This window comes from Halobacillus litoralis (assembly GCF_020524025.1).
Classification (GTDB): Bacteria; Bacillota; Bacilli; order Bacillales; family Halobacillaceae; genus Halobacillus; species Halobacillus litoralis_D.
The window spans coordinates 674,719-697,744 of record NZ_JAIVKN010000002.1 but is presented as its reverse complement, the minus strand read 5'-3'; the positions used below and the strand labels follow the sequence as shown (position 1 = coordinate 697,744).

Below are 23,026 nucleotides of genomic sequence, written 5' to 3'. Positions count from 1 at the left end.
GGAATTATGGAATGGTCAAAAGAATCAGCCTTTCAAAAACTACAGGAAATTTATACAGATAAAGTCATGCAGGATGAAAAGAGAAGAGTTTTTCAACAAGTTTACCGTCATTTAATTGAACACATGGAAGATTTGGCGGTGAAGTCCGGATTGAAAGAGAAAGCAGAACAGCAGTTGAATTTCTTTAAAGAATACACATTTATGCCGGGGGATAACCTCTTTCAATCGATGCGCTATGTCTTTTTACTCGCTCGAGGTGAAAGGGAAAGAGATCCTGAAGAAACGCAGCGTCATTTAAACCGTATTTATCGCTCCCTTTACCAGCCGGCCGGGTTGAAAAATCCATACATCCCCGATTCCTTTTGGGAAACGCCGCTTGGAGTAGCCTGTATGGTAGCTGAGGAAGGGGTCGAGGCGGTTTATCCAATATTGGAAGAAGTAGTGGAAGCGGAGCAAGCGTAGATAGATGCGCCTCTATGATTCTTAGAGCGCGTACATGAAGTTAGATGGAGGTGTCAGGATGGACCATTATGAAGTTACGGTTATTGGGGCAGGTTTAGCAGGTATTACAGCAGCAAGACGCCTGATCAAACAAGGTCGCACAAATATTCTATTGGCAGATAAGGGGAAGAGTGTAGGAGGCCGTTTAGCAACCAGGCGGGTAGCTAACGGAAAAGCGGACCATGGTGCTCAATTTTTCACCGTAAGAACAGAAGAACTAGAAGAAGAAGTTCGTGATTGGCTCAGCAAGGGCTGGATAAAGGAGTGGTTTGGCGATCATTATCCGCGGTATACAGCCATTGATGGAATGAATGGACTAGCCAAACATCTAGCAGGAGATATTCAAACCTCCCTACATACAAAAGTGGTAAAGATGATAGAAACTGATGGAGGATATCGACTTTATAGTGAAGATGGATCAGAGTGGCAGTCTGATAAAGTATTGATGACGATGCCGGTGCCTCAAATTGTAGAGCTATTGAAAAATAGTCCGGTGAATGTGTCAGCACCTACACTAAAACAGCTGAAAAGCATTGTTTTTGAACCGACCTATGTAGGGATCTATCATTTTCAACAATCCACAAACCTACCAGAGAATGGTCATGTAGATCAGAATCTTCCGGAGGGAGTGGAGCGGATTGTTGACCATAAAAAGAAAGGAATCTCTGATGACACCATTGTCAGCGTATATATGACAGGCGACTGGTCCAGAAAGTATTACGGAGAAGATTACGTAATGTCTTTGATTAAGGAAAAGGTAGAATCCTATTTTGACTGGGACGTTATGGAATCCGAGCAGTTGAAACGCTGGCGCTATGCTCAGGCAAGAGACGTACTCGAAGAATCGTGTATTGATGTTCTGGGAGATGGACGATTAGTTGTTGCCGGGGATGCGTTTTTAAGACCGAACGACGAAGCCGGCCGTACAAGATTTGAGAGTGCTTACTTATCCGGCCGGGATGCAGCGGCTTATTTAAGTTGGTGAAAAGGCGTGGGATGTTCCTTGTCCTGTGTATTCACTAAATATATGTACAAAAAAGGGCTTCCTGTAAGGGAAGCCTTTTTTGCATCAGCTTGCTTTTGCTTCATACTTTTTCAACCGTTTCACCCTGGTGACCGTGTAGACAGCAAGACCTGACCAGATCAGAGTGAAGGATACAACATGAACGCTCGTAAATGGTTCATCATATAGAAATACACCGATGATGAGCATAATTGTTGGAGCAAAATATTGCAGAAATCCAACCATTGAGAGTGGAATGCGTTTAGCCCCTGCAGAGAAAAGCAATAGGGGGACAGCTGTTACAATACCTGCACCAAAGACGAGAGCGGAAGTAAGTGACAGCCAGCTTATGGATGACCACTGACCACTTTGCTGTTGAACAAGAAAAAGGAGAGCAACCGGCGTGACGATAAGCGTTTCGATAGTCAGACCAAACATGGCATTTAAAGGGACGAGCTTCTTTAATAAACCGTAAGACCCGAAGCTGAAAGCCAGCAATAACGCAAGCCAGGGGACAGAACCGAAGTTTATTGTCATGTAGAGAACACCAAGCGCTGCGAGCAGGAAGGCCAGCCATTGAGCTTTGGAAAATGTCTCTTTTAAAACAATCATTCCAAGCAGGATGCTTACAAGAGGATTAATATAATAACCAAGGCTCGCTTCAACAACGTGGTTGGTATTGACTGCTAATATGTAGGTGACCCAGTTGACGCTGATTGCTACCGAAGCAAGTGAAATGCCTATCAGCTGCTTTTTACTTTTCAAGATGGAGCGGCATTCAAGAGCAAATTCTCTGTGTTTTTTTGTAAGGAGGACGATGATGCCCATAAATACAAATGACCAAACAATGCGGTGAGCCAGGATTTCAAAAGCTGAAATTTGCTGAATGAGCTTCCAATAAACGGGGAGTATTCCCCACAGAATATAAGAAGCAGCGGTATATAGGATACCGATCTTCTGCTCATGTAACATTTTTAGGATCCTTTCCTTACAATATTTAGTATTCAGTTCGATTCATTATAGCACCGATTGGATGAAGACGCAGAAAAAATGCATGGCCTGATGACCATGCATTTTTTTATTGAGAATCCTGAGGTTCCTCAAATTCATTCTCTTCAATCCGAGGAGGTACCTCTGAATTTTCTTCGATTGCAATTTTCATGAGTGGTTGATCCGCCGGCCCTTCAACCACAGAACCATCATAGGAGAATCTGGAACCATGACAAGGACAGTCCCACGTATGTTCAGCACTGTTCCATTCTACTTCACATCCCATATGAGTACAGGTGGTGTCCAGTACATGGAGTTGACCTTTATCATCCCGATAAGCACCTGCACGCTCTCCTTTCCACTGGACAATTTTTCCCTCCCCCTTATTTAGTCGATTAGGACGGTCGGCTACTAACTCAAGTTTTCCTTCGACAAGATGGGTAGCTACATCGAAGCTCTGGGAAATGAATTGTTTCATACTTGGATCTGATTTAAACCTTGTCGGCTTAAATAGTTGATGGAAAAGCGATTCTTCTCCTGTAATGTAGTCACAGAGAAGTTTGGCCGCCAATGTTCCACTTGTCATCCCCCATTTATGGAATCCTGTAGCAATGAAGATGCGGTCATTTTTTCGTGTGATTGGGCCGATATATGGAACTTTATCAAGTGTCGTCAAATCTTGAGCCGACCATTGGAATAGTTTTCGCTTCACCCCGAAGGTTTCAGCGGCGAATTCCTCTAAAGCGTGATAGTGGAACGAGGTATCAACTCCCTGGCCGGTTTTGTGACTTTCTCCGCCTATCAATAAGATAGGGGTTCCTTCATATTCGGCGGTTCGAATGGAACGCTTAGGTTCGTCGATGGATAAATACATCCCATCGGGTATTTCTTTTTCCGGTTCAATCGCCATAATATAGGAACGCTCTGCATACATCCGGCTGAAATAAAATCCTTTGCCGTCATAAAAAGGGAAGTGACTGCAGGAAATTACTTTTTCACAGGCAACCGTATATCCTTCTCCTGTTTGAATTTCCATTCGATCCCCTTCTTTAACATCCGTAGCTTTGGTGTGCTCAAATATTTCCCCACCCAGTTTAATGAACTCTGAAAGTAATGCAGCTAAATATTTGATTGGATGAAACCGGGCTTGATTATTCATGCAGAGAGTTTTTGTTGCGTCCATTTGAAAAGGGAGGGCTTCGCTTAACTGGCCTGGAATTCCTAAAGCCTGGTAAGCTTCAAATTCCTTTTCAAGCTTATGGGCACCCTGCTTCGTAGTGGCAAATAAGTAGGCATCTTCTTTCACCCATTCACATGATATATCATACTTTTCCACCCATTCCTGCATCGTTTCCAGGGCGTCTGTCTGTGCTTGGTAATAAAGGGAAGCTTCTTCTTCACCGAAATGGTTCATTAATTCATGGTAGATGAGACCATGCTGTGCTGTTACTTTCGCAGACGTATGTCCTGTTGTACCATTCAATAGTTCATCGGCTTCAAGCAGGGTAACTTTTTTTCCTGCTTTGGCTAATAAGTAGGCAGTCGTAATTCCTGTGATTCCTCCACCTACAACGGCTACTTCTGTTGCCGTGTCCTCCTTTAAAGCTTCATAACTCGGCAAGGATGCATTCTCTCTCCACAGTGGCTCTGGCTGCGTCCAGTTTTCATGTTGTTCCATATGATCCCTCCTGAATGGCTCTTTTCTCTCAGTCTTTCCTGACCTTACCATTTCATGTATTTTCTTTGAGGAAATTAACAAGTAAAGCTGCTTTGTAGTATAATTATTTTAGTGGATAGTTAAGGGCGAAGGTGGTAAACAGAATGGAAGTATTTGTGGCGCGGCAGCCAATTTTGAGGGAAGATGATACAGTTTTTGCCTATGAACTTCTCTATAGAAACGGAAAAGAAAACCGGTTCATCCCTATGGATGCGAATCAAGCGACTTCGGAAGTATTAATGAATAGTTTTGTCACGATTGGGTTAGAGCGGTTATCCAATCGTAAACCCTGCTTCATTAACTTCACTGAGGATCTGCTTCTTGATAAGGTACCGGAATACTTCCATTCAGAAGAACTCATTGTTGAGATATTGGAGCATGTTTCCTTTAGTCTTGATTTAATCCGTGTATGTCGGGAACTTAAGCAAAAAGGGTATTCTATTGCCCTGGATGATGTCATTGATGTTGATCGTGCTTCTTTATATGAAGTGCTTCATTATGTGGATATATTGAAAGTGGATATTCGCCTGGTGACAGATGAGAACAGAAAAAAAATCATACAGCTGGCGAAAGAGTATAATCTCACATTGTTAGCCGAGAAGGTAGAGACAACGGAAGAGCGTCAGCGGTGTCTGGAAGAAGGATTTGAACTGTTTCAAGGCTTTTATTTTAGTAAACCGGATATCGTTAAAGGTGTGGATGTCCCGTTTTATACGTCGGCATATGTACAAATGATTAAGGAATTATCCAATACAGATTATGGGATTAATATTGAAAAAGTGACACAGATTCTTGAACAGGATCTCGCTCTTACATATAAACTTCTAAAGCTGATTAATTCTTCCCAACAGCGTACTAGAGTTCCGATCCAATCGATAAAGCAGGCGGTTATGCTGTTGGGTACAGAAACATTAAAAAAATGGCTGTACGTCCTTTCTATTGAACAGGCAGCTCCTGTCTCCTCCAAGTCTCAATTGGTTGTGAAGACAAGTTTAGTGCGTGCTAAGATGTGTGAACAAATTGCCATAAGGATGCGGACGAAAGAAAAGTCGGATGGATATTTCCTGACAGGATTTATGTCACTGATAGACGTGATTACTCAACGTCCTGTCTGTGAAGTGATTGAATCGCTGCCACTGGACACCGATATAAAAAAAGCGCTTCAGGGGTTTGAAAATATGTACCGCCATGTACTAAATATCGCTGTCAGCATGGAAGAGGCTGATTTTGAGTGGCTGGAGGACAACTTAATTCACTGGGGACTGGAATTCACGGAAGTGTTTGAAGTGTACGGCCAGGCAATTGCATGGGCGGATCAGCTTTTTCAGGAACACTTCAAGGAAATGGCTAAGAAGGAAAAGTGAACTCGATGAGACAGAAGGAATATAGTAGTTAAGAAGGAGGTCTTTCTCTCCTTCTTTTGTTAAAATTGTAATGAAAACGCTTACAAAAAGGTGGGGAGGGGAGATCGAGTGAAAAGGAAAAAGAGAAGTATAGAAACTGACATGATTCATAATGAATATCAGACAGGTGAAAATAAAGGGAGTTTAAGCTTTCCAATCTTCCAAACTTCTACGTTCTCTTTCGGTTCAGCTGCTGAAGGAGCACGGAGATTTGCGGGAGAAGAAGAGGGCTATATATACACACGTCTGGGAAATCCTACTGTAAGAGCATTGGAAGAACGTATCGCTGTCCTGGAAGGGGCGGATAAAGGGCTGGCTTTTGCTTCCGGGATGGCTGCTGTGTCAGCTGTATTGATAGCCCTGACCAAATCCGGCGATCATGTTTTATGTTCAAACGGATTATATGGTTGTACGTATGGATTGCTGCAAATGTTGGAAGAGAAATACAGGGTCACTCACGATTTTAGTTATATGCAGACAGAGCAGGAAATTCATGAAAAAATCACCCCGGAAACGTCCTGCATTTTTGTTGAAACACCCATCAATCCCACTATGAAAGTGATTGATTTAACGATGGTCGCCAAGGTGGCTGAAGGGTATGGGATTCCGGTTGTCGTCGATAACACCTTCTGTACACCATATCTCCAGAAACCTTTGGATTTAGGCTGTGATATTGTCATTCATAGTGCTACTAAATATATTGGAGGCCACGGAGATGTCATCGCTGGTCTCGTAGCAGGGTCGGATGAGTTCATCAGTGCTCTCGCTTTATCGCAGCAGAAGGATATAGGGGGAGTGCTCTCCCCATTTGATGCCTGGCTGTTATTAAGAGGGATGAAGACCTTGCATGTTCGTATGGATCGTCATAGTTCAAATGCACAGGAAATTGCAGAACGACTGAATAACCACCCGCGAATACGTCAAGTATTCTATCCGGGGCTGCCACAACATGAACACTGTTCTATCGTACAAAGGCAGATGAAAGACAGCGGAGGGGTTATCGCTTTTGAACTTGACGGGGACCAAAAAGATGCCCAGAAGTTTATGGATCAGTTAAAACTCATAAAAATAGCCGTCAGCCTTGGCGATGCAGAGACACTCATTCAACATCCTGCAACGATGACCCATGCCGTTGTCCCGGAAGATAAACGTAGAGAAATGGGCATCAGCAATCGTCTCGTCCGCTTGTCCGCAGGCTTGGAAGCAGTTGAAGACCTCTGGGAGGATCTAAATCAAGCTTTAGAGAAGTAATTATATGATGAAAAAGCAGGGTTTGACACCTGCTTTTTTTAGTTTTGAATTTTATACAGACACTGTTTTTGGTATTCCAAGAAATCGCGTTGATTTCTACTGTTGGATTTCGTTGATAACCGATTATTTCAGCTGCTTTTCAGACCAAATGGTAATTTTTGAGTTTGGCGTGTTTATCCATTTCCATGCAGGGAAAAGTAAAATAGCTACACGATGTTCAGGAACTAACGGTTCATTCGAAAAATAAAAAAAGGGGACGGTGGCTAATGCTGAAAAAATTATTTGGAAAAAAGAGTGAAGAGGAACAAATCGTTGCACCTGTAAATGGGAAGGTCGTTTCGCTGGATGAAGTAGACGACCCAGTGTTCAGTCAACGTATGATGGGGGATGGAGTAGCAGTTGAGCCTACGGATGGCAAAGTTGTAAGTCCGGTTTCTGGTGAAATTGTTCAGCTGTTCCCGACAAATCACGCCGTAGGCATTAAAACAAAATCAGGTGTAGAAGTACTCGTTCATATTGGATTGGAAACGGTCTCTATGGAAGGGGAAGGATTTGAAGGTCATGTGAAAACGGGAGACAAAGTACAGGCAGGGGACGAACTTATAACTTTCGACATGAACTTGGTGAAAGAAAAAGCGAAGAGTACAATCACTCCCGTTGTGATTACGAACTTCGACGATATTGTAGATTCCTTCACGCCTTCTTATAGTGATGGAGCTGATGCTGGACAGTCTACGATTGTCACACTGCAGACGAAATAAACAACACGATGCCTAAGATGCGGGAGATCTGCATCTTAGGTATCTTTTTATAAGAAAGGGAAGAATAGGTACGAGATAGAGGTACACGTTCAGGGGACCTGTACCCTTTCCGCTAAGATTACATAGAAAAATTAGTAAAGTTTTTATAACCTGGATAGGACGACAAAAAATCTTGAATTAGAGGTGTTCATTATGTCAGCGAATGATGTGGAATTACGTAAATCAGCATCTGAGGAAGTGAAAAAACACAAGAGTAAAGTAGAAAGCGATCCATATCGCTTAACTTATCATCATATGCCTCCCGTAGGCCTTATGAATGATCCTAACGGGTGGATTCAATGGAAGGGAACCTATCATTTGTTTTATCAATGGATGCCTTTCAATACCGATCATGGTGCTAAATTTTGGGGACATTTATCTTCGAGCGACCTTATTCATTGGAAGGAAGAAGACGCGGCTTTAACACCCTCGGACTGGTTTGACCGTGATGGTGTATTTTCTGGAAGTGCGGTGGTACATAATGACCAGCTCTATCTGTTTTACACAGGTAACATTGACGGTGAAAATGGCGCCGAGGAAGAGTACCAGTGCGCAGCTGTTTCCAATGATGCAGTAACCTTTGAAAAAAAGGGAGTGGTTATTGAACGGCCGGAAGGGTACACAGCTAATTTCAGAGATCCAAAAGTTTGGAGAGAGGACGACTATTGGTATTTAGTTGTAGGTGCCCAAAGTGTAGATATGCAGGGTAAAGTTGTACTTTTCAGGTCGCATGACCTTACAAATTGGGAGTATCTGGGTCCGATTGCTGGAAGTTTAGAAGGGGAAATGGGAGTCTTCGGTTATATGTGGGAATGCCCGGATGTCTTTAAAATAAACAACAAGGATATTCTTGTTGTATCTCCGCAGGGCGTAGAGGCTGAGGGAATGCACTATGCGAACACCTATCAAAGTGGATACTTTGCAGGGAAGTTAGATGTTAACACACCAACATTCTCTCACGATGGTTTTAAGGAGCTGGACCGCGGTTTTGAATTTTATGCCCCACAAACAATGGAGGATGAGAAAGGAAGACGGCTCCTTATTGGATGGATGGGGGTGCCTGATCAGTATGAACAAGCGCATCCAACAATAGAAAACCATTGGATTCATTGTATGACCATTCCTCGGGAGCTGTCATGGAATGGAGAACAAATTATACAAACACCGGTAGAGGAGTTAAAGGAGATGAGAGGTCCTGTTCTTCTTCACTCTTCCATAACGATTGAGAATGATCAAAATGCTATCCGGGGTATTCAGGGGAGAGCCATTGAACTGAATATTGAGTTTGAAGAGCTGGAGGACCAATTCGCTATTGAATTCTTTCAATACGCTTCTTTAAGTTATAAAAAAGGTATTCTAACTTTATCCAGGCCGCACTTTGAGGATAAATCAAAAACTGAATTTCGAAGGGCGGAAATCAACCAGGGGCTTCATCGTCTGCACATATTTATTGATCACTCAACTCTAGAGATATTTGTGAATGGAGGAGAAGAGGTCTTTACATCCAGGATTTTCCCTCAGCACGAAGCGGAGGATATCCTTTTTACATCCTTAGGGAAAACATCCTTTTCCATTGAACAGTGGAAGTTGAACGGTTATACGTATGAGAATAAATTCCTATCCTCTTCCTGATTTCACTTGTCCTGTGGTAAAATAACGTTATGTAAATTGCACGAAGGAGTCATGTTTATGAGTCAATCTTCTAAAAAAATGAAAGCCAGCGAACGAAGGGAATACATTCTCTCTTTGCTGAAGCATAGAGGGGCCCCGATTACAGGAAGTTCTTTAGCAGAAGAAATGAACGTAACCAGACAGGTAATCGTTGGGGATGTTTCATTATTAAAAGCTAAAAATGAGCCGATTGTCGCGACCAGTCAAGGATATATGTATATGTCTGACGCAAAAGAAGACTTGTCTTATCAGCGCACTATTGTTTGCCAACATGAAGGAAAAGACACAGAGGAAGAGTTGAATATTTTGGTTGATCACGGGGTTCATGTGCAGGATGTTGTTGTTGAGCATCCGGTTTATGGTGATCTGGTGGCAAGACTTAGGATCTCCAACCGGCGTGATGTAAAGAAATTCATTGAAAAAGTCCGTTCTACCAATGCACCGTTTCTTTTAGAACTAACAGGTGGAATTCATACCCACACGATTGCAGCAGAAAATGAGGAAGCGTTAGATGAGGCGGAAATGGCTTTAAAAGATGCGGGAATTCTCATGAGAAGTAACGGTTAAGAAGAGGAAGAGATAGGCGTATGCATAGGAAGCCTGTCTCTTTTTTGTTCTCAAAATTGAATGAGCTTCTGCTTAAAAAGCTCAGAAGAAGAATATGGTATATTGAAAGAGTAATCTTTTGTAAGGTAAAGGCAGGTGACCACGTTGAACATCTTTCCCATTTTTTTGAGCATTATCCTGGGGTTAAATGTATTGCTCGCTTTAGCTATCATCTTCTTGGAAAGAAGAGATGCCAGTGCAACATGGGCATGGCTGATGGTCTTGCTTTTTATACCGATTGCCGGTTTCGTTCTATACTTGATATTTGGACGGCGCTTAAGTGATAAGGAAATATTCACTTGGGATAAGAAAAGCCGGTTAGGTTTATTGACAGCTGTTCAAGAACAACTGAAAGCGATTAAAGAAGATCGTTTAGATGTACAGCATAAGGATATCATTCCATATGAAGATTTGATTTATATGCATTTGAAAAATAATGACGCTCTCCTTTCCCAGAATAATGAGGTGGAAGTCTTTACAGATGGGCAGAAAAAGTTCCATGCACTATTAGAAGATATTGAGAATGCCCGGGATCATATCCATCTGCTTTATTATATTATTAGAGACGACAATCTAGGAAATCGTTTAGCTGATGTATTAATAAAAAAAGCGAACGAAGGTGTGAAAGTAAAGCTTCTATATGATGACATGGGCTCACGACTGATTAAGCGCAGCTTTAAGAGAAAGCTTGAGGATGCGGGGATTCAGGTAGAGTCTTTCTTTCCATCCTTAATTCCTAAAGTGAATCTCAAAATCAATTATAGGAACCACCGGAAATTAGCCATCATTGATGGAAAGATTGGTTACATCGGCGGCTTCAACATTGGAGATGAATACTTAGGTTTTAATAAGAAGTTCGGGTACTGGAGAGATACTCATCTCAGAGTAGCTGGAGAAGCAGTGAACAATATGCAGACAAGGTTTATCCTTGATTGGAATCATGCTTCAAGTGGGGACATCGTTTATGAAGAACGTTACTATCAAGCTGAACCTACAGGAGATGTAGGTATGCAGATTGTTTCAAGCGGCCCGGACTCCGAGTGGGAGCAGATTAAGCATGGATACTTAAAAATGATCTTATCTGCGAAAGAGTACGTATATATACAAACCCCATACTTTATACCGGATGACAGCTTATTAGACGCACTAAGAGTGGCTGTGCTGTCTGGTGTGGATGTAAGGATTATGATACCGAACAAGCCGGATCACCCGTTTGTCTATTGGGCTACGTTTTCAAATATTGGAGATATGCTTAAAGCAGGTGCGACAATCTATGTTTATCAGAAAGGATTCCTGCATGCAAAGACGATAGTAGTAGATGGGAAAATCGCGTCAGTTGGAACAGCAAATATCGATGTGCGGAGTTTCCGTCTTAACTTTGAAGTGAATGCCTTCTTGTATCATCCGGATGTTGCCCAGCTCCTGGCTGACCGTTTTCATGAAGACATTGTAGACTCAACGGAATTAACGTTTAAATTGTATCAATCCAGGTCTAAATGGATTCGGTTTAAAGAAGCCATTTCCCGGCTGTTGTCTCCAATCTTATAGTTTCCACCCTTGGTCTTATAGATAAAAGAAAAGTTTATAAGAATGCGACCTTCTTAAAGGTAAAAACGCCCGGCGGCTCATCCGCTGGGCGTTTTTTGAGAGAGGTTGATTTGGTTTTACTTGCATGGTTGACGAAAAGGCATCTGAGACCAGTGACTATCCTGCAGGTGTGGAGGGGGGTAAAACCTGCTGGGTAGCCTAGAGTCTCTAAGGCGTTTTCGATTTTTTCATAATCATTTAGTTATCTGTTCAAAATATCACTGAGAGGTTAGCGTGATTTGGACAGTAGTTGGCTGTCCGTCGCGATAAATTTCGAGTTCGGCTGCATCTCCATCGTTCGCTTGGTTGTAGAGATATTCCCGTAAACTCATGAGTGATTCTACTTTCTGTCCGTCGATGGCGGTGATGACATCGTAACGTTCCAGACCTGCTTCCTGAGCTGGAGACCCTTTTTCAACGCCTTGGACAATGACGCCGTGGTCAATCTCTTTCGGCAGACCTAGTTCGGTTTGCAATACAGAGGCTGGGATTTGACTTACATCTTGCAGGGAAACTCCCATATAAGGGCGTTGGACTTCGCCGTTTTTCTCTAAATCATTAATGACTGGTGCAGCGACGTTCATAGGAATGGAGAACCCAATTCCTTCTACCTCTGCCTTTGCAATTTTCATAGAGTTAATGCCGATTACTTCACCCTGCAGGTTAATTAGCGCTCCTCCGCTGTTACCTGGGTTAATGGCTGCATCGGTCTGAATTACTTCTGTCTGCCAATCGACCTGATTATCTCCATTGATATCAACAGGGATGTTGCGGTTAAGGCCGCTGACAATTCCCTTAGTAGCAGAACCTGCGAATTCCATGCCTAGTGGGTTCCCGATGGCAATGGCTGTCTGCCCGACCTCTACGTCACTGGCATTGCCCAGTTCAGCAACTTTTTCAACATGTCCGCTATCTATTTGTAAAACGGCCAGGTCTGTCAATGGGTCACTGCCTTTCAATTCGGCTTGAACTTTAGTACCATCGCTCAAGATAACTTCCAATTGTGAAGCTTTATCAATGACGTGATGGTTGGTAACCACAAAAGCTTGGTCTCCGTCTTGTTTATAAATGACCCCTGATCCTGTACCGGCTTTTTGAGCACCTTGAGGTGTATTCTGAATGTTACTTACACCTACAACTGCAGGAGAAGCCTCATCTATAGCTTGTGTGACAGCTTCTTGATTTTGACCTAAATGCAATTCATCGGCTTGGGCTGTCGGCTGTTCTGTATTAACTTCGATAGAAACACCCTTCCATTGGAACACGGTTGTTACTAGAAATACAGCAATAATAGCACCTAAAACACTAAAAGCTATACCTGAACGTTTATATTGTTTCTTATGTGTTTGTTTTTCTTCATCATACATAGAGAAACGACGTCCCCTTTCTTGAAAGATTCGAAGTCTAATCTTGTTGTTTCCCTCTGACAATTCTTATTCTACCCGGCTTATATGGAATGACTTTGGTGAAAATGTGGAAAAAGTGTGGAATAGAAGAGTGTTCTTTGAAAATATGAGAGAATGAAGAAAAAACTTTGGTGGGAGGTTTTAACTATGAGTCAGGCAGTCATTGGAGTTGTCGAAGATGATCCAAATATAAGAGATATTGTAGAAGGCTATTTAAATAAAGAAGGTTACTATGTGAGAGCGGTGGAAACAGCGGAAGAAGCATGGGGGATTTTTGAGCAGGAATCGCCGGATTTATGGGTTCTCGATATTATGCTGCCTGGTATGGACGGGTATGAATTTTGTAAGAAGATTCGTCAGACTTCGGAAGTCCCTATCTTGATTATCTCTGCAAAAGATGAAGAGGTAGATAAAATATTAGGTCTCGAGCTTGGCGGGGATGATTACTTAACGAAACCTTTCAGTCCAAGAGAGCTTGTTGCGCGCGTTAAAAGGCATTTGAAAAGGTGGGAAGTTATGAAACCTGCATCGACAGAAGTGCCGGAAACGATTAAAAGTGGAGAGCTGGTTTTAAATGAAGCGGAGCGTCGAGTTTATTTTAAGGGCGAGGAAGTGGAAGTGACAACAAAAGAGTTTGAAATGCTGAAAATCTTAGGGTCACAGGAAAATCGGGCATTCTCAAGAGAAGAACTGCTTATTAAAGTGTGGGGAGAAGATTATTTTGGAAGTGACAGGGCGGTTGATGACCTTATTAAGCGCCTGCGTAAAAAGATGAAAGATCTGCCGATTGAAACAGTTTGGGGGCACGGTTACAGGTTGAGGGATAAGACGACATGAAGCTCCTCTACCAGCTGAATGCAGCCTTTGCTGCTTTAATTATTATCATAATGTCAATTACTGCTTTCTTTATTTATTCGCTGTTAATGGATATGTTAATTCAAGATGAACAACGGCAGTTAAAAGGAAGGGCAGAGCTTTTAATTGATCTGATTAATGACCAGGATCCTGAGCGCAGTCCTGAGCTTTCCCAACTGATTCAGGATCGAAATTATCCGATATTGTTATTTGATAAAGAACGTGGAGAGATTCTTTTCCGCACCATGCCTTCCTCTATCGCTTTCTCTTGGATTGAACGTTATGATGAGGAGCTGGAGGGACAGGAGGTATGGGAAAGTAATAACGAAAAGTATGTGGTTTATGATTTTCCTGTGAACTCAGATAGTGATCAGATTTTAATTATGGCCACACCTCTTAATGATTTGCAGGATGTCCAATCAGAGTTTGCTGTTCGGATGATCGTTGTGTTTCTCATCGGATTATTATTGGCAATTCTTGTGAGTTATGTTCTCACTTGGAGACTAGTAACCCCCCTGACCAAGCTGAAACAGGAAGTGAAGAAAATAGAAAAGCGCCGCTTTGGGGATGTCGAGAAAGTTCAGGCTTCTGGAGAAATCAAAGAAGTGGAGCAGAGTGTCAGACACATGGCTGCTGAACTTTCGCGTTATATCCATTCTCAAAAGCAGTTTTTCCAAAACGCTTCCCATGAATTAAAAACCCCCTTGATGTCGATCCAAGGCTACGCTGAAGGTATTCGTGATGGGATTTTTAAGGGGGAAGCAGCGGAAAAAGGACTGACGGTAATGGTCAGTGAAACGGAACGTTTAAAGAAAATCGTAAACGAAATGATTCTACTCGCCAAGCTGGACAGCAGTGAAGATGTGTATAATCCTGAGCAGTCGGACTTATCAATGATTGTTACCCAGGCGAAAGACCGTCTCTATCCTTTGGCTAATGATAAAAATATTGAAATTAAACTCGAGGAGAGTTCTCCGTTTTATACAAATATTGATCACGAGCATGTCCTGCAAGCTATGATTAACATTTTAAGCAATGCCGTCAGACACGCGGATCGGATGGTTATCATTACTACGGAGATAGAAGAGGACCAAATGAAAGTAAGAGTATCAGATGACGGGGCTGGTATTCCTGAAGACCTTCTTCCCCAATTATTTGAACGTTTTATTAAGGGGAAACAGGGGGAAACTGGACTTGGGCTGGCTATTTCCAGGGCGATCATTGAGCGTAGCGGAGGAATCATCTCAGCTTATAATAAAGAGCAGGGTGATGGAGCGGTTTTTGAGATCATTTTTCATAAAAAAGAGTGAGAAAAGCGGAACATGATATAATAAACTTCAGGGAACGATTCCATATGAAAGGTGAGGAAACAGTAAATGGAAACTAAACCTTGTATAGATTCACTAACAGTAAAAAGCTCTCATGTTTTACCACCTGATACAAACAGCCATGGAACACTATTTGGCGGGAAATTGATGGCTCACATTGATGACGTAGCAGCTATTGCTGCCGTTAGACATTGCAGGAAAGCTGTCGTCACAGCTTCTACGGATTCGGTTGATTTTCTCCAACCTGTGTTTGAAGGCGATACGATTTGTTTAGAGGCCTTTGTTACATGGACGCATAATACATCCATGGAGGTTTTCGTCAAAGCAACGACTGAAAACTTACTTACAGGAGAACGGAAAGTCTGCACAACAGCTTTTCTTTCTATGGTAGCCGTTGATGAAAATAATGAACCTTCTCCAGTCCCGGGAGTATATCCGGAATCTGAAGAGGAGAAATGGCTTCATGATCATGCACAGCGCCGTCATGAATATCGAAAAAACAGAAGAAAAGAATCGAAAGAGCTTGCAGAGAAGTTCGGAACAAGTTTTCCATGGAAGCGAAATCGATGATAAAAAAGCAGGAGACCCCTCACCAGGACCTCCTGCTTTTTTAATGTTAAGCACATTAGTTCTGATTTATGCCGCTCTATTTCATAGCGAAAAAAATGATTATTGGTCCTTTAAACATGCTGAGATTGATTATAAAAAAAGTTGACGTAGAGCTGGAAGCCAATTGTGTATTAAGAAATTTTTTCAATTAGATTTTAATAGAACTGGAAAGGTTGAGTGTGGTAAAATTGCATAGTTCCTTTTATGCTGTATTGTAGTAAAATGTCTCGCGAAGAGATGTGAAAGTTTAAGTAACAGCAGTAAGAGCGGAGATATTTTTCTATTTGTAGTTTTTACCATTTAAATAGAGGGAACTGTTTGATTACCAGATAAATAAATGGAGGAGTGATTAACATGCAAGAGGTATTATCTTTTCTAAATGACTGGATGTGGGGGACTGTTCTGGTCGCCACTCTTCTGGGGTTAGGATTATGGTTCTCTATTAGACTTAAATTTGCTCAGTTCCGTTACATACCTGAAATGTTTCGTGTTCTGTTTGATAAACGCTCAATTTCAGCGGAGGGAAAGAAAGGAACGTCTCCATTTCAGGCGTTCGCAATTAGTACGGCCTCCCGTGTAGGCACGGGTAATTTGGCCGGGGTGGCCGCGGCAATTACAGTCGGTGGTCCTGGTGCCGTGTTTTGGATGTGGATTGTAGCTGTTTTAGGCGGGGCATCCAGTTTCATTGAGAGTACACTGGCACAGGTATATAAAGTTCCTGATAAAAACCAATATCGGGGTGGTCCCGCTTATTATATTGAAAAGGGACTTAAGAATAGAACCCTGGGTATTGTGTTTGCGATTACGATCACCTTCACTTATGGACTTGTTTTCAGCTCTGTACAGTCCAACACAATTCGTCTGGCTTTTGAGAACTCCTTCAATATCGATAAATGGCTCATGGGAGCTTTGCTTACGTTCGTCGTAGCTCTTATTATCTTCGGCGGTTTAAAACGAATTGCCCAAGTGACTCAGTACATTATCCCTGTAATGGCTATCTTTTATATTATTTTGGCTGGTTATGTTCTGTTTTCCAATCTTGGGCAGGTACCTGTAATGTTCAGTCAAATATTTGCCGGGGCGTTTGGTTTTCGTGAGATTGCCGGCGGAACATTCGGGGGTATGATTTTAATTGGAATTAAACGTGGTCTGTTTTCGAACGAAGCTGGTATGGGAAGCGCGCCTAATGCTGCGGCAACTTCTGAAGTTACCCACCCGGTAAAACAGGGGCTGATTCAAACGCTGGGCGTTTTCACGGATACTCTTCTTATCTGTAGTGCTACAGCTGTTATCATTCTTTTTGCAGGGGAGTACGAAGGAACGACGCTTGATGGAATTCAATTGACACAAGAAGCATTCGAATCGCAATTAGGACCATGGGCGGCTATATTCATTGCTATTGCCATCCTTCTCTTCGCATTCAGTTCCATTATTGGTAATTATTATTATGGGGAAACCAATATCGAGTTTATTAAGACCAGCAAAAGTAATATCTTTATTTATCGTCTTGCTGTTCTAGGTATGGTTATGTTCGGGGCAGTGGCTGAATTTGATCTTGTCTGGTCCCTGGCTGATTTGACGATGGGGATTATGGCACTAATCAACTTGTATGCAATCTTCCGTTTGTCTTCTGTTGCCTATGCAGCGTTGAACGACTATGTGAAACAAAGAAAAGCTGGGAAGGACCCTGTCTTTTACCAGGATCATCTGCCGGGAGTAGATGGAATGGAATACTGGAGAAGGGATCAGTCCTCTCAAAAAGAACAGGTCTAAACTACTTACTGCCCTAGAACCTACCGGTTCAGGGCAGTTTTTTAATAGTCCGTAACGGAGACATTCTCTCGAACTTAAGTCTACAAAAGCTTTAGATGCGTGTAAGGACAGGAAACCACGAGCTTTCCTATCCTTACAGCTTCCAGATGACCAATCAACAGTCAGCGCCGTCTTTGGAACGAAAGATCACCCTGATGTGATATGATTAAAAAAGATTCTCTTTAAAGGAATGATCGTTATGAGTTTACTATCCGTCAATGAATTGAGTAAGAGTTATGGAGATAAGGACTTATTCAATGAACTATCTTTTACTATATCAAACCAGCAGCGTATCGGTCTCATCGGTGTGAATGGAACGGGGAAATCAACGCTGCTGAAAATACTTGCAGGAATAGAAAGTGCTGATAAAGGCAGCATGGACCATGCTAAAGATTTTTCAGTAGAATATCTCCCTCAAGACCCTGACCTGGATGAGGAAAAAAGCGTATTAGAACAAATATACGATGGAGATGCTGAAGTCATGGTTCTTATGCGTAAATATGAGAAGGTTCTGCTGGAACTTGCAAAGAATCCTGAAGATACAGGTGTGCAGGAAGAGATGCTGGAGCTTCAGCAGAAAATGGATGAGAAAGACGCATGGGAAGCAAGCACAATAGCTAAAACTGTCTTATCTAAATTAGGAATCACTTTTTTTGATAAAAAGGTGAAAGATCTCTCCGGTGGACAAAAGAAGCGCGTTGCCATTGCTAAAGCCCTCATTCAGCCAGCCGATCTGCTCTTGTTAGACGAGCCGACCAACCATCTGGATAATGAAACAATTGAATGGATGGAAGAGTACCTGGCTGGTTACAAAGGTTCTCTTGTAGTTGTCACGCACGACCGCTACTTTTTAAATCGCGTAACGAATTTGATTTATGAACTGGATCAAAGCCGGTTATTTATCTATGAAGGAAATTACGAAACGTTCCTTGAGAAAAAAGCAGAACGAGAAGAATGGGAACGGCAGGCAGAGCAGAAACATCAAAATACGCTGCGCAGAGAACTGGCCTGGCTTAAAGCAGGTGTTAAAGCAAGGACGACAAAACAAAAAGCCCGTAAGCAGCGGGTGGAGGCGATGAAGGAAGAGAGTTATGTTAAAAATAAAGAGAACGTTGAAATGGCAATCGGTTCCACCAGGCTTGGCAATCAAGTCATTGAGTTGAAAGAGATCTCTCACTCATTTGGTTCTCAAACTCTTATTGAAAAGTTCAATTATTTAGTTGTTCCTGGAGAGCGTCTCGGTATTATTGGACCTAATGGGTCAGGGAAGACAACCCTTCTCAATATTATGGCAGAACGCCTGAAGCCTGATGATGGTGAGGTTCACACGGGGGCTACTGTAAAAATCGGCTATTATACACAGGATCATGGCGAACTGGATGAGAGCTTGAAGGTGATCGAGTACATCAAAGAGGTAGCGGAAGTCATTACAACCTCAGAAGGCGATGAAATTACGGCTGAACAAATGCTCGAACGTTTCTTATTCCCCAGACCTCAACAGTGGACGTATATCAAGCGTTTATCAGGAGGAGAGCGAAGACGTTTATATCTGTTAAGGGTATTAATGAAAGAACCAAATGTTTTATTTCTTGATGAACCAACCAATGATTTAGATACGGAGACGTTGAGTATCCTGGAGGATTATTTAGAACAATTCCCTGGAGTTGTCGTCACCGTCTCACACGACCGTTATTTCCTGGACCGCGTTGTAGATCGGCTGCTTGCCTTTGAAACAGGGGGAGAGATACGAAGATTCTACGGCAATTACACTGAGTACCTGGACGCAAAAAAAGAAGAACAAAAAGCTGCTCATGTAACGACTAAGAAGCCATCTGTCCAGGAAGACACCCGGCGCTCAAACCGAAAACGGAAGCTGTCTTACCGGGAGAAACAAGAGTGGGAAACGATTGAAGATGACATTGCTGCACTGGAAGCGGATATAGAGGATATCAATGAAAAGCTTGCGGAAGAGGCTTCTAATTATGATAAAGTCCAAGAGCTTTCGCAGGAACAACAAAAGCTTGAGGCGGAGTTAGAAGCGAAGATGGAACGGTGGGAAGAACTTTCTCTTATAGTTGAAGAAATGGAGAAGGAATAAGCGGCAGCCTGACAGCATGTCAGGCTGCCATCTTTTGTACTGCACCAGGATTTATGGAATAATGAATACGGATACAAAGGTAAATAGGAGGAATAATGATGAAAATGCCGAGTCATGAAAGCTTAGAAAAGTACGCAGAATTGGCGTTAAGTACAGGAGTCAATCTGCAAAAAAATCAACTGCTTATGATCAATTCAACGATAGTAGGGGCTGAATTCACCCGCATTGTAGCACGTAAAGCCTTTGAAATGGGGGCGAAAGACGTACATATCAACTGGAGTGATGATGAGCTGACACGCATGAAGTATGAGTATGCTGATCAAGAGACACTATCGGAAGTACCGGAGTGGCAGCAGCAGAAGTTCACATATTTTGCTGAGAACGGTGCAGCTATCCTGTCTATTCGATCCACAGATCCAGACCTATTGAAAGGCATCGATGCAGGAAAAGTAGCGGCCTCTAATAAGGCTCGTTCTGAAGCGATGGCAACATTCCGTAACTACACGATGAATGATCGTATTCAATGGTCCATTGTGAGTATTCCGGTCCCTGCCTGGGCTCAAAAGATTTTTCCAAATGAAACGGAAGAGACCGCTGTAGAAAAACTATGGAAGCAGATCTTCAGCATTGTTCGTGTAGACCGTGAAGATCCTGTAGCCGCATGGGAAGAGCACAATCAAAACTTAATTACGGCGCGCGAATACTTAAATAAAAAGCAGTATCAAAAGTTAATTTATAAAGCTCCAGGTACTGATTTGGAAGTATCCTTACCTAAGGGTCACGTCTGGAAGGGAGGACCGGCTAAGACTGTTGAAGGTGGTGTGCAATTCAACCCGAACATGCCTACCGAAGAAGTGTTCACCGCTCCTCATAAATATGGTGTAGATGGTACTGTGGCAAGTACAAAGCCATTGAATTACGGTGGAAATGTCATCGATAACTTCACATTAACGTTCAAGGAAGGGAAAGTGGTCGATTTTACAGCTGAAGAAGGCAGCGAAACACTACAGCACCTTCTTGAAACTGATGAAGGCTCCCGCCGTCTCGGAGAGCTTGCTCTTGTTCCACACGAGTCACCGATTTCTCAGTCAGGACTCATTTTCTATAACACTCTTTATGATGAAAATGCCTCCTGTCACCTTGCTCTTGGGAAAGCTTACCCAAATAATGTGGAAGGTGGTTCTGATATGAGTGAAGAAGAGCTCGACCAGAACGGTGTAAACCACAGCCTTTCTCATGTTGATTTTATGATGGGATCAGCAGACCTTGATATTGATGGCGTGCTGGAAGATGGCACAACGGAAGCTGTGATGCGTAAAGGAAGCTGGGCTATTACATTTGAATAATCATCAGAAAAAACGGCAGCGTTGTTCGCTGCCGTTTTTTAGTGGAGGATCACTTAAGTTCTTCAAGAGGGAAGAGCACACCCCCCGATTCTCTCTGTCCCTTCATCCGCATAATGACCTTTAAGTAAGTACCAGTTCTCGTTCTGAGATCTCTTCAATTTTCGAGTTTTCGGCGGAGAAATAAACACCATACCAGATTAGAAATACATAAACCGTCCAAATATAACGTTGATAATTTCCGCGATTCTCATAATGGTCATCCAAGTACTGTATTAGTTCTTCTGTGTAAAAGAATTTGGATGCCGTCTCAGAAGATAAAACGCTCTTCATATGATTATAGTATTTTTCTTCACGGAGCCAGTGACGAATAGGGACTGGAAAGCCGACTTTAGGGCGGTTTGCCCATTCGTCAGGAAGGACAGACTTCGCCGCCTGCCTTAAAGCATATTTTGTATCTTTCCGACCAGCCCTTAATTCAGGAGTGAGTTTACTTGCAGATTCCATAACTTTGTAATCCAGGAAAGGGACACGAAGTTCAAGAGAATGCGCGGAGCTCATTTTATCTGCCTTTTGTAAAATGTCACCTGGTAACCAATGGCGGATATCTGCGTACTGCATTTTTGTATAATCATTTTCTTTCAATACCTTTTCATAAGTAGAAGCAAGTATGCTGTCTGATGTATGATCACTGAGATAAGATGGTTTTAGAACTTTTGTTGATTCCGTCCGGCTGAAAATTTTTGCCTGCCCAATGAATTTTTCTTCGACCTTTTGGCCTCCTGAAGATAAAAAGTTTGTCAGACGGTTATCCGGTAATCCCTGACTGATTTTTGATGTAGCCCGACGTAACACGAAGGGAACTTTTTGATAGGCTTTTTGTTTTGGACTTACTCTGTACCAGTCATAGCCTCCAAACAATTCATCTGCTCCTTCACCGGAAAGGACGACGGTCACATGCTTACTTGCCAGTTCTGCTAAGAAATATAGCGGAATGGAAGAAAGGTTCGCATGAGGTTCATCCATGTGATATTGAATCAATGGAATCTTTTCGAAAAACTCTTCTCCAGATATCATCTTTTTATGATTATCGACGTTTAATTTTTGTGACAAGTCCTCTGCAAGGTTAGTTTCGTTAAACATTCCCTCATATTCTTCAAACCCGACAGAAAATGTTTTTTGAGGCTTAAGCAGTGTGGTCACATAGCTTGAATCAATGCCGCCTGACAAAAAAGAACCAACAGGAACATCGCTGATTTTATGGTAATTTACAGAGTCTTTCATTGAGTTTTTAATATCTTCTACAGCTGTCTCAAGAGATGTAGTCTCCTCAGAGTAAGAAGCATCCCAGTAAGCGTAGGTTTTCAACTCTCCAGATTTGTAAACCATATAATGGCCTGGTTTAAGCTTGTAAACCCCCTTAAAGAAAGTTTCTTCCATTGCTGAATATTGGAAGGTGAGATAAGGCTGTAAAGCTTCATCATTGAATTCTTTTTTAAAGGGTGGGTAGGACAAGAAAGACTTAATCTCAGATCCGAATACAAAAGAGCCGTCTTCAGTGTTTTCTGTATAGTAGAGAGGCTTGATTCCAAAAGGGTCACGTGCTAAAAACAATTCTTCTTTCTCTTTATCCCAGATAGCGACCGCAAACATCCCGCGTACCCTTTGTAAAACATCAAAACCATATTGTTCATAACCATGGAGCATAACTTCACTATCTGTGTGACTTTTGAACTCATGACCATCGGCAGTCAGCTGCTCTTTCAAATGGTGAAAATTATAAATTTCACCGTTAAATACCAAAATAAACCGATTGTTTTCACAGAACATGGGCTGGTTGGCATTCGACGTACGATCAATGATGCTTAAACGGCGGAACCCTAAACTAATAGATGCATCTGTGTAGGACTCTCCATGATCAGGACCACGATGATGGATTCTTTCCATCATACTTTCGATAACAGCTGATTCATAGCTTTCTTTTGAATGAACATATCCTACAATTCCACACATATGTATAGCCTCCTATTGATTAATAAGAAGAAG

General features: G+C 42.3%; 18 protein-coding genes. 14 read left to right on the top strand and 4 right to left on the bottom strand.

Annotated features, from left to right (window positions below):
• Nucleotides 1-6 precede the first annotated feature (6 nt).
• The gene (locus LC036_RS09930; RefSeq protein ID WP_226581654.1) at nucleotides 7-462 is read left to right on the top strand and encodes a hypothetical protein; all 456 of its coding nucleotides are present in this window, start codon (nucleotides 7-9) and stop codon (nucleotides 460-462) included.
• A gap of 58 nt (nucleotides 463-520) precedes the next feature.
• Nucleotides 521-1,486, top strand: a complete 966-nt coding sequence (locus tag LC036_RS09925) for an NAD(P)/FAD-dependent oxidoreductase (RefSeq protein ID WP_226581651.1) — start codon at nucleotides 521-523, stop codon at nucleotides 1,484-1,486.
• Nucleotides 1,487-1,570: 84 nt separating this feature from the next.
• On the opposite strand, the gene rarD is transcribed toward LC036_RS09925, so the two are convergent.
• Together rarD and LC036_RS09915 are read right to left on the bottom strand one after the other, a co-directional pair.
• Complete coding sequence (rarD, locus tag LC036_RS09920) at nucleotides 1,571-2,476, bottom strand: EamA family transporter RarD (protein ID WP_226581649.1); 906 nt, start codon at nucleotides 2,474-2,476, stop codon at nucleotides 1,571-1,573.
• A gap of 106 nt (nucleotides 2,477-2,582) precedes the next feature.
• The gene (locus tag LC036_RS09915) at nucleotides 2,583-4,172 is read right to left on the bottom strand and encodes an FAD-dependent oxidoreductase (RefSeq protein ID WP_226581647.1); all 1,590 of its coding nucleotides are present in this window, start codon (nucleotides 4,170-4,172) and stop codon (nucleotides 2,583-2,585) included.
• A gap of 143 nt (nucleotides 4,173-4,315) precedes the next feature.
• Here LC036_RS09915 and LC036_RS09910 point away from each other — a divergent pair, with 143 nt between their 5' ends.
• From LC036_RS09910 to cls, 6 genes are all read left to right on the top strand, one after another.
• Nucleotides 4,316-5,575: an EAL and HDOD domain-containing protein gene (locus LC036_RS09910; RefSeq protein ID WP_226581645.1), complete on the top strand. Its 1,260-nt coding sequence runs from the start codon at nucleotides 4,316-4,318 to the stop codon at nucleotides 5,573-5,575.
• Nucleotides 5,576-5,683: 108 nt separating this feature from the next.
• The gene (megL, locus tag LC036_RS09905; protein WP_226581642.1) at nucleotides 5,684-6,865 is read left to right on the top strand and encodes a methionine gamma-lyase; all 1,182 of its coding nucleotides are present in this window, start codon (nucleotides 5,684-5,686) and stop codon (nucleotides 6,863-6,865) included.
• 266 nt (nucleotides 6,866-7,131) lie between these two features.
• Nucleotides 7,132-7,626 carry a PTS glucose transporter subunit IIA gene (locus tag LC036_RS09900; protein WP_226581638.1) on the top strand — a complete coding sequence of 165 codons (495 nt, stop codon included), beginning with the start codon at nucleotides 7,132-7,134 and terminating at the stop codon, nucleotides 7,624-7,626.
• 192 nt (nucleotides 7,627-7,818) lie between these two features.
• Complete coding sequence (locus tag LC036_RS09895) at nucleotides 7,819-9,297, top strand: glycoside hydrolase family 32 protein (protein ID WP_226581636.1); 1,479 nt, start codon at nucleotides 7,819-7,821, stop codon at nucleotides 9,295-9,297.
• A gap of 57 nt (nucleotides 9,298-9,354) precedes the next feature.
• Complete coding sequence (locus LC036_RS09890; RefSeq protein ID WP_226581635.1) at nucleotides 9,355-9,903, top strand: transcription repressor NadR; 549 nt, start codon at nucleotides 9,355-9,357, stop codon at nucleotides 9,901-9,903.
• 144 nt (nucleotides 9,904-10,047) lie between these two features.
• Nucleotides 10,048-11,490 (top strand): cardiolipin synthase, encoded by a 1,443-nt coding sequence (gene cls, locus LC036_RS09885; protein ID WP_226582505.1) that lies wholly within the window; start codon nucleotides 10,048-10,050, stop codon nucleotides 11,488-11,490.
• A gap of 257 nt (nucleotides 11,491-11,747) precedes the next feature.
• Here the strand turns inward: cls and LC036_RS09880 are convergent, their stop codons facing one another.
• On the bottom strand, nucleotides 11,748-12,896 hold the full coding sequence (locus LC036_RS09880) for a S1C family serine protease (protein ID WP_226581633.1): 1,149 nt from the start codon (nucleotides 12,894-12,896) through the stop codon (nucleotides 11,748-11,750).
• A 186-nt stretch (nucleotides 12,897-13,082) separates the two neighbouring features.
• On the opposite strand from LC036_RS09880, the gene LC036_RS09875 reads away from it, so the two are divergent.
• The 6 genes from LC036_RS09875 (at nucleotide 13,083) to LC036_RS09850 (ending at nucleotide 20,983) form a co-directional block, all read left to right on the top strand.
• On the top strand, nucleotides 13,083-13,772 hold the full coding sequence (locus LC036_RS09875; RefSeq protein ID WP_226581631.1) for a response regulator transcription factor: 690 nt from the start codon (nucleotides 13,083-13,085) through the stop codon (nucleotides 13,770-13,772).
• Complete coding sequence (locus tag LC036_RS09870) at nucleotides 13,769-15,100, top strand: sensor histidine kinase (protein ID WP_226581628.1); 1,332 nt, start codon at nucleotides 13,769-13,771, stop codon at nucleotides 15,098-15,100. Before LC036_RS09875 ends, LC036_RS09870 begins: the two co-directional genes overlap by 4 nt.
• A gap of 66 nt (nucleotides 15,101-15,166) precedes the next feature.
• The gene (locus tag LC036_RS09865; protein ID WP_226581626.1) at nucleotides 15,167-15,688 is read left to right on the top strand and encodes an acyl-CoA thioesterase; all 522 of its coding nucleotides are present in this window, start codon (nucleotides 15,167-15,169) and stop codon (nucleotides 15,686-15,688) included.
• A 393-nt stretch (nucleotides 15,689-16,081) separates the two neighbouring features.
• Nucleotides 16,082-17,500 (top strand): alanine/glycine:cation symporter family protein, encoded by a 1,419-nt coding sequence (locus LC036_RS09860; RefSeq protein WP_226581624.1) that lies wholly within the window; start codon nucleotides 16,082-16,084, stop codon nucleotides 17,498-17,500.
• A gap of 238 nt (nucleotides 17,501-17,738) precedes the next feature.
• Complete coding sequence (locus LC036_RS09855; RefSeq protein ID WP_226581622.1) at nucleotides 17,739-19,637, top strand: ABC-F family ATP-binding cassette domain-containing protein; 1,899 nt, start codon at nucleotides 17,739-17,741, stop codon at nucleotides 19,635-19,637.
• A gap of 104 nt (nucleotides 19,638-19,741) precedes the next feature.
• Nucleotides 19,742-20,983 (top strand): aminopeptidase, encoded by a 1,242-nt coding sequence (locus LC036_RS09850; protein WP_413229883.1) that lies wholly within the window; start codon nucleotides 19,742-19,744, stop codon nucleotides 20,981-20,983.
• Between the two features lie 120 nt (nucleotides 20,984-21,103).
• On the opposite strand, the gene asnB is transcribed toward LC036_RS09850, so the two are convergent.
• Nucleotides 21,104-22,993 (bottom strand): asparagine synthase (glutamine-hydrolyzing), encoded by a 1,890-nt coding sequence (asnB, locus tag LC036_RS09845; RefSeq protein WP_226581618.1) that lies wholly within the window; start codon nucleotides 22,991-22,993, stop codon nucleotides 21,104-21,106.
• Between the last annotated feature and the right edge of the window lie 33 nt (nucleotides 22,994-23,026).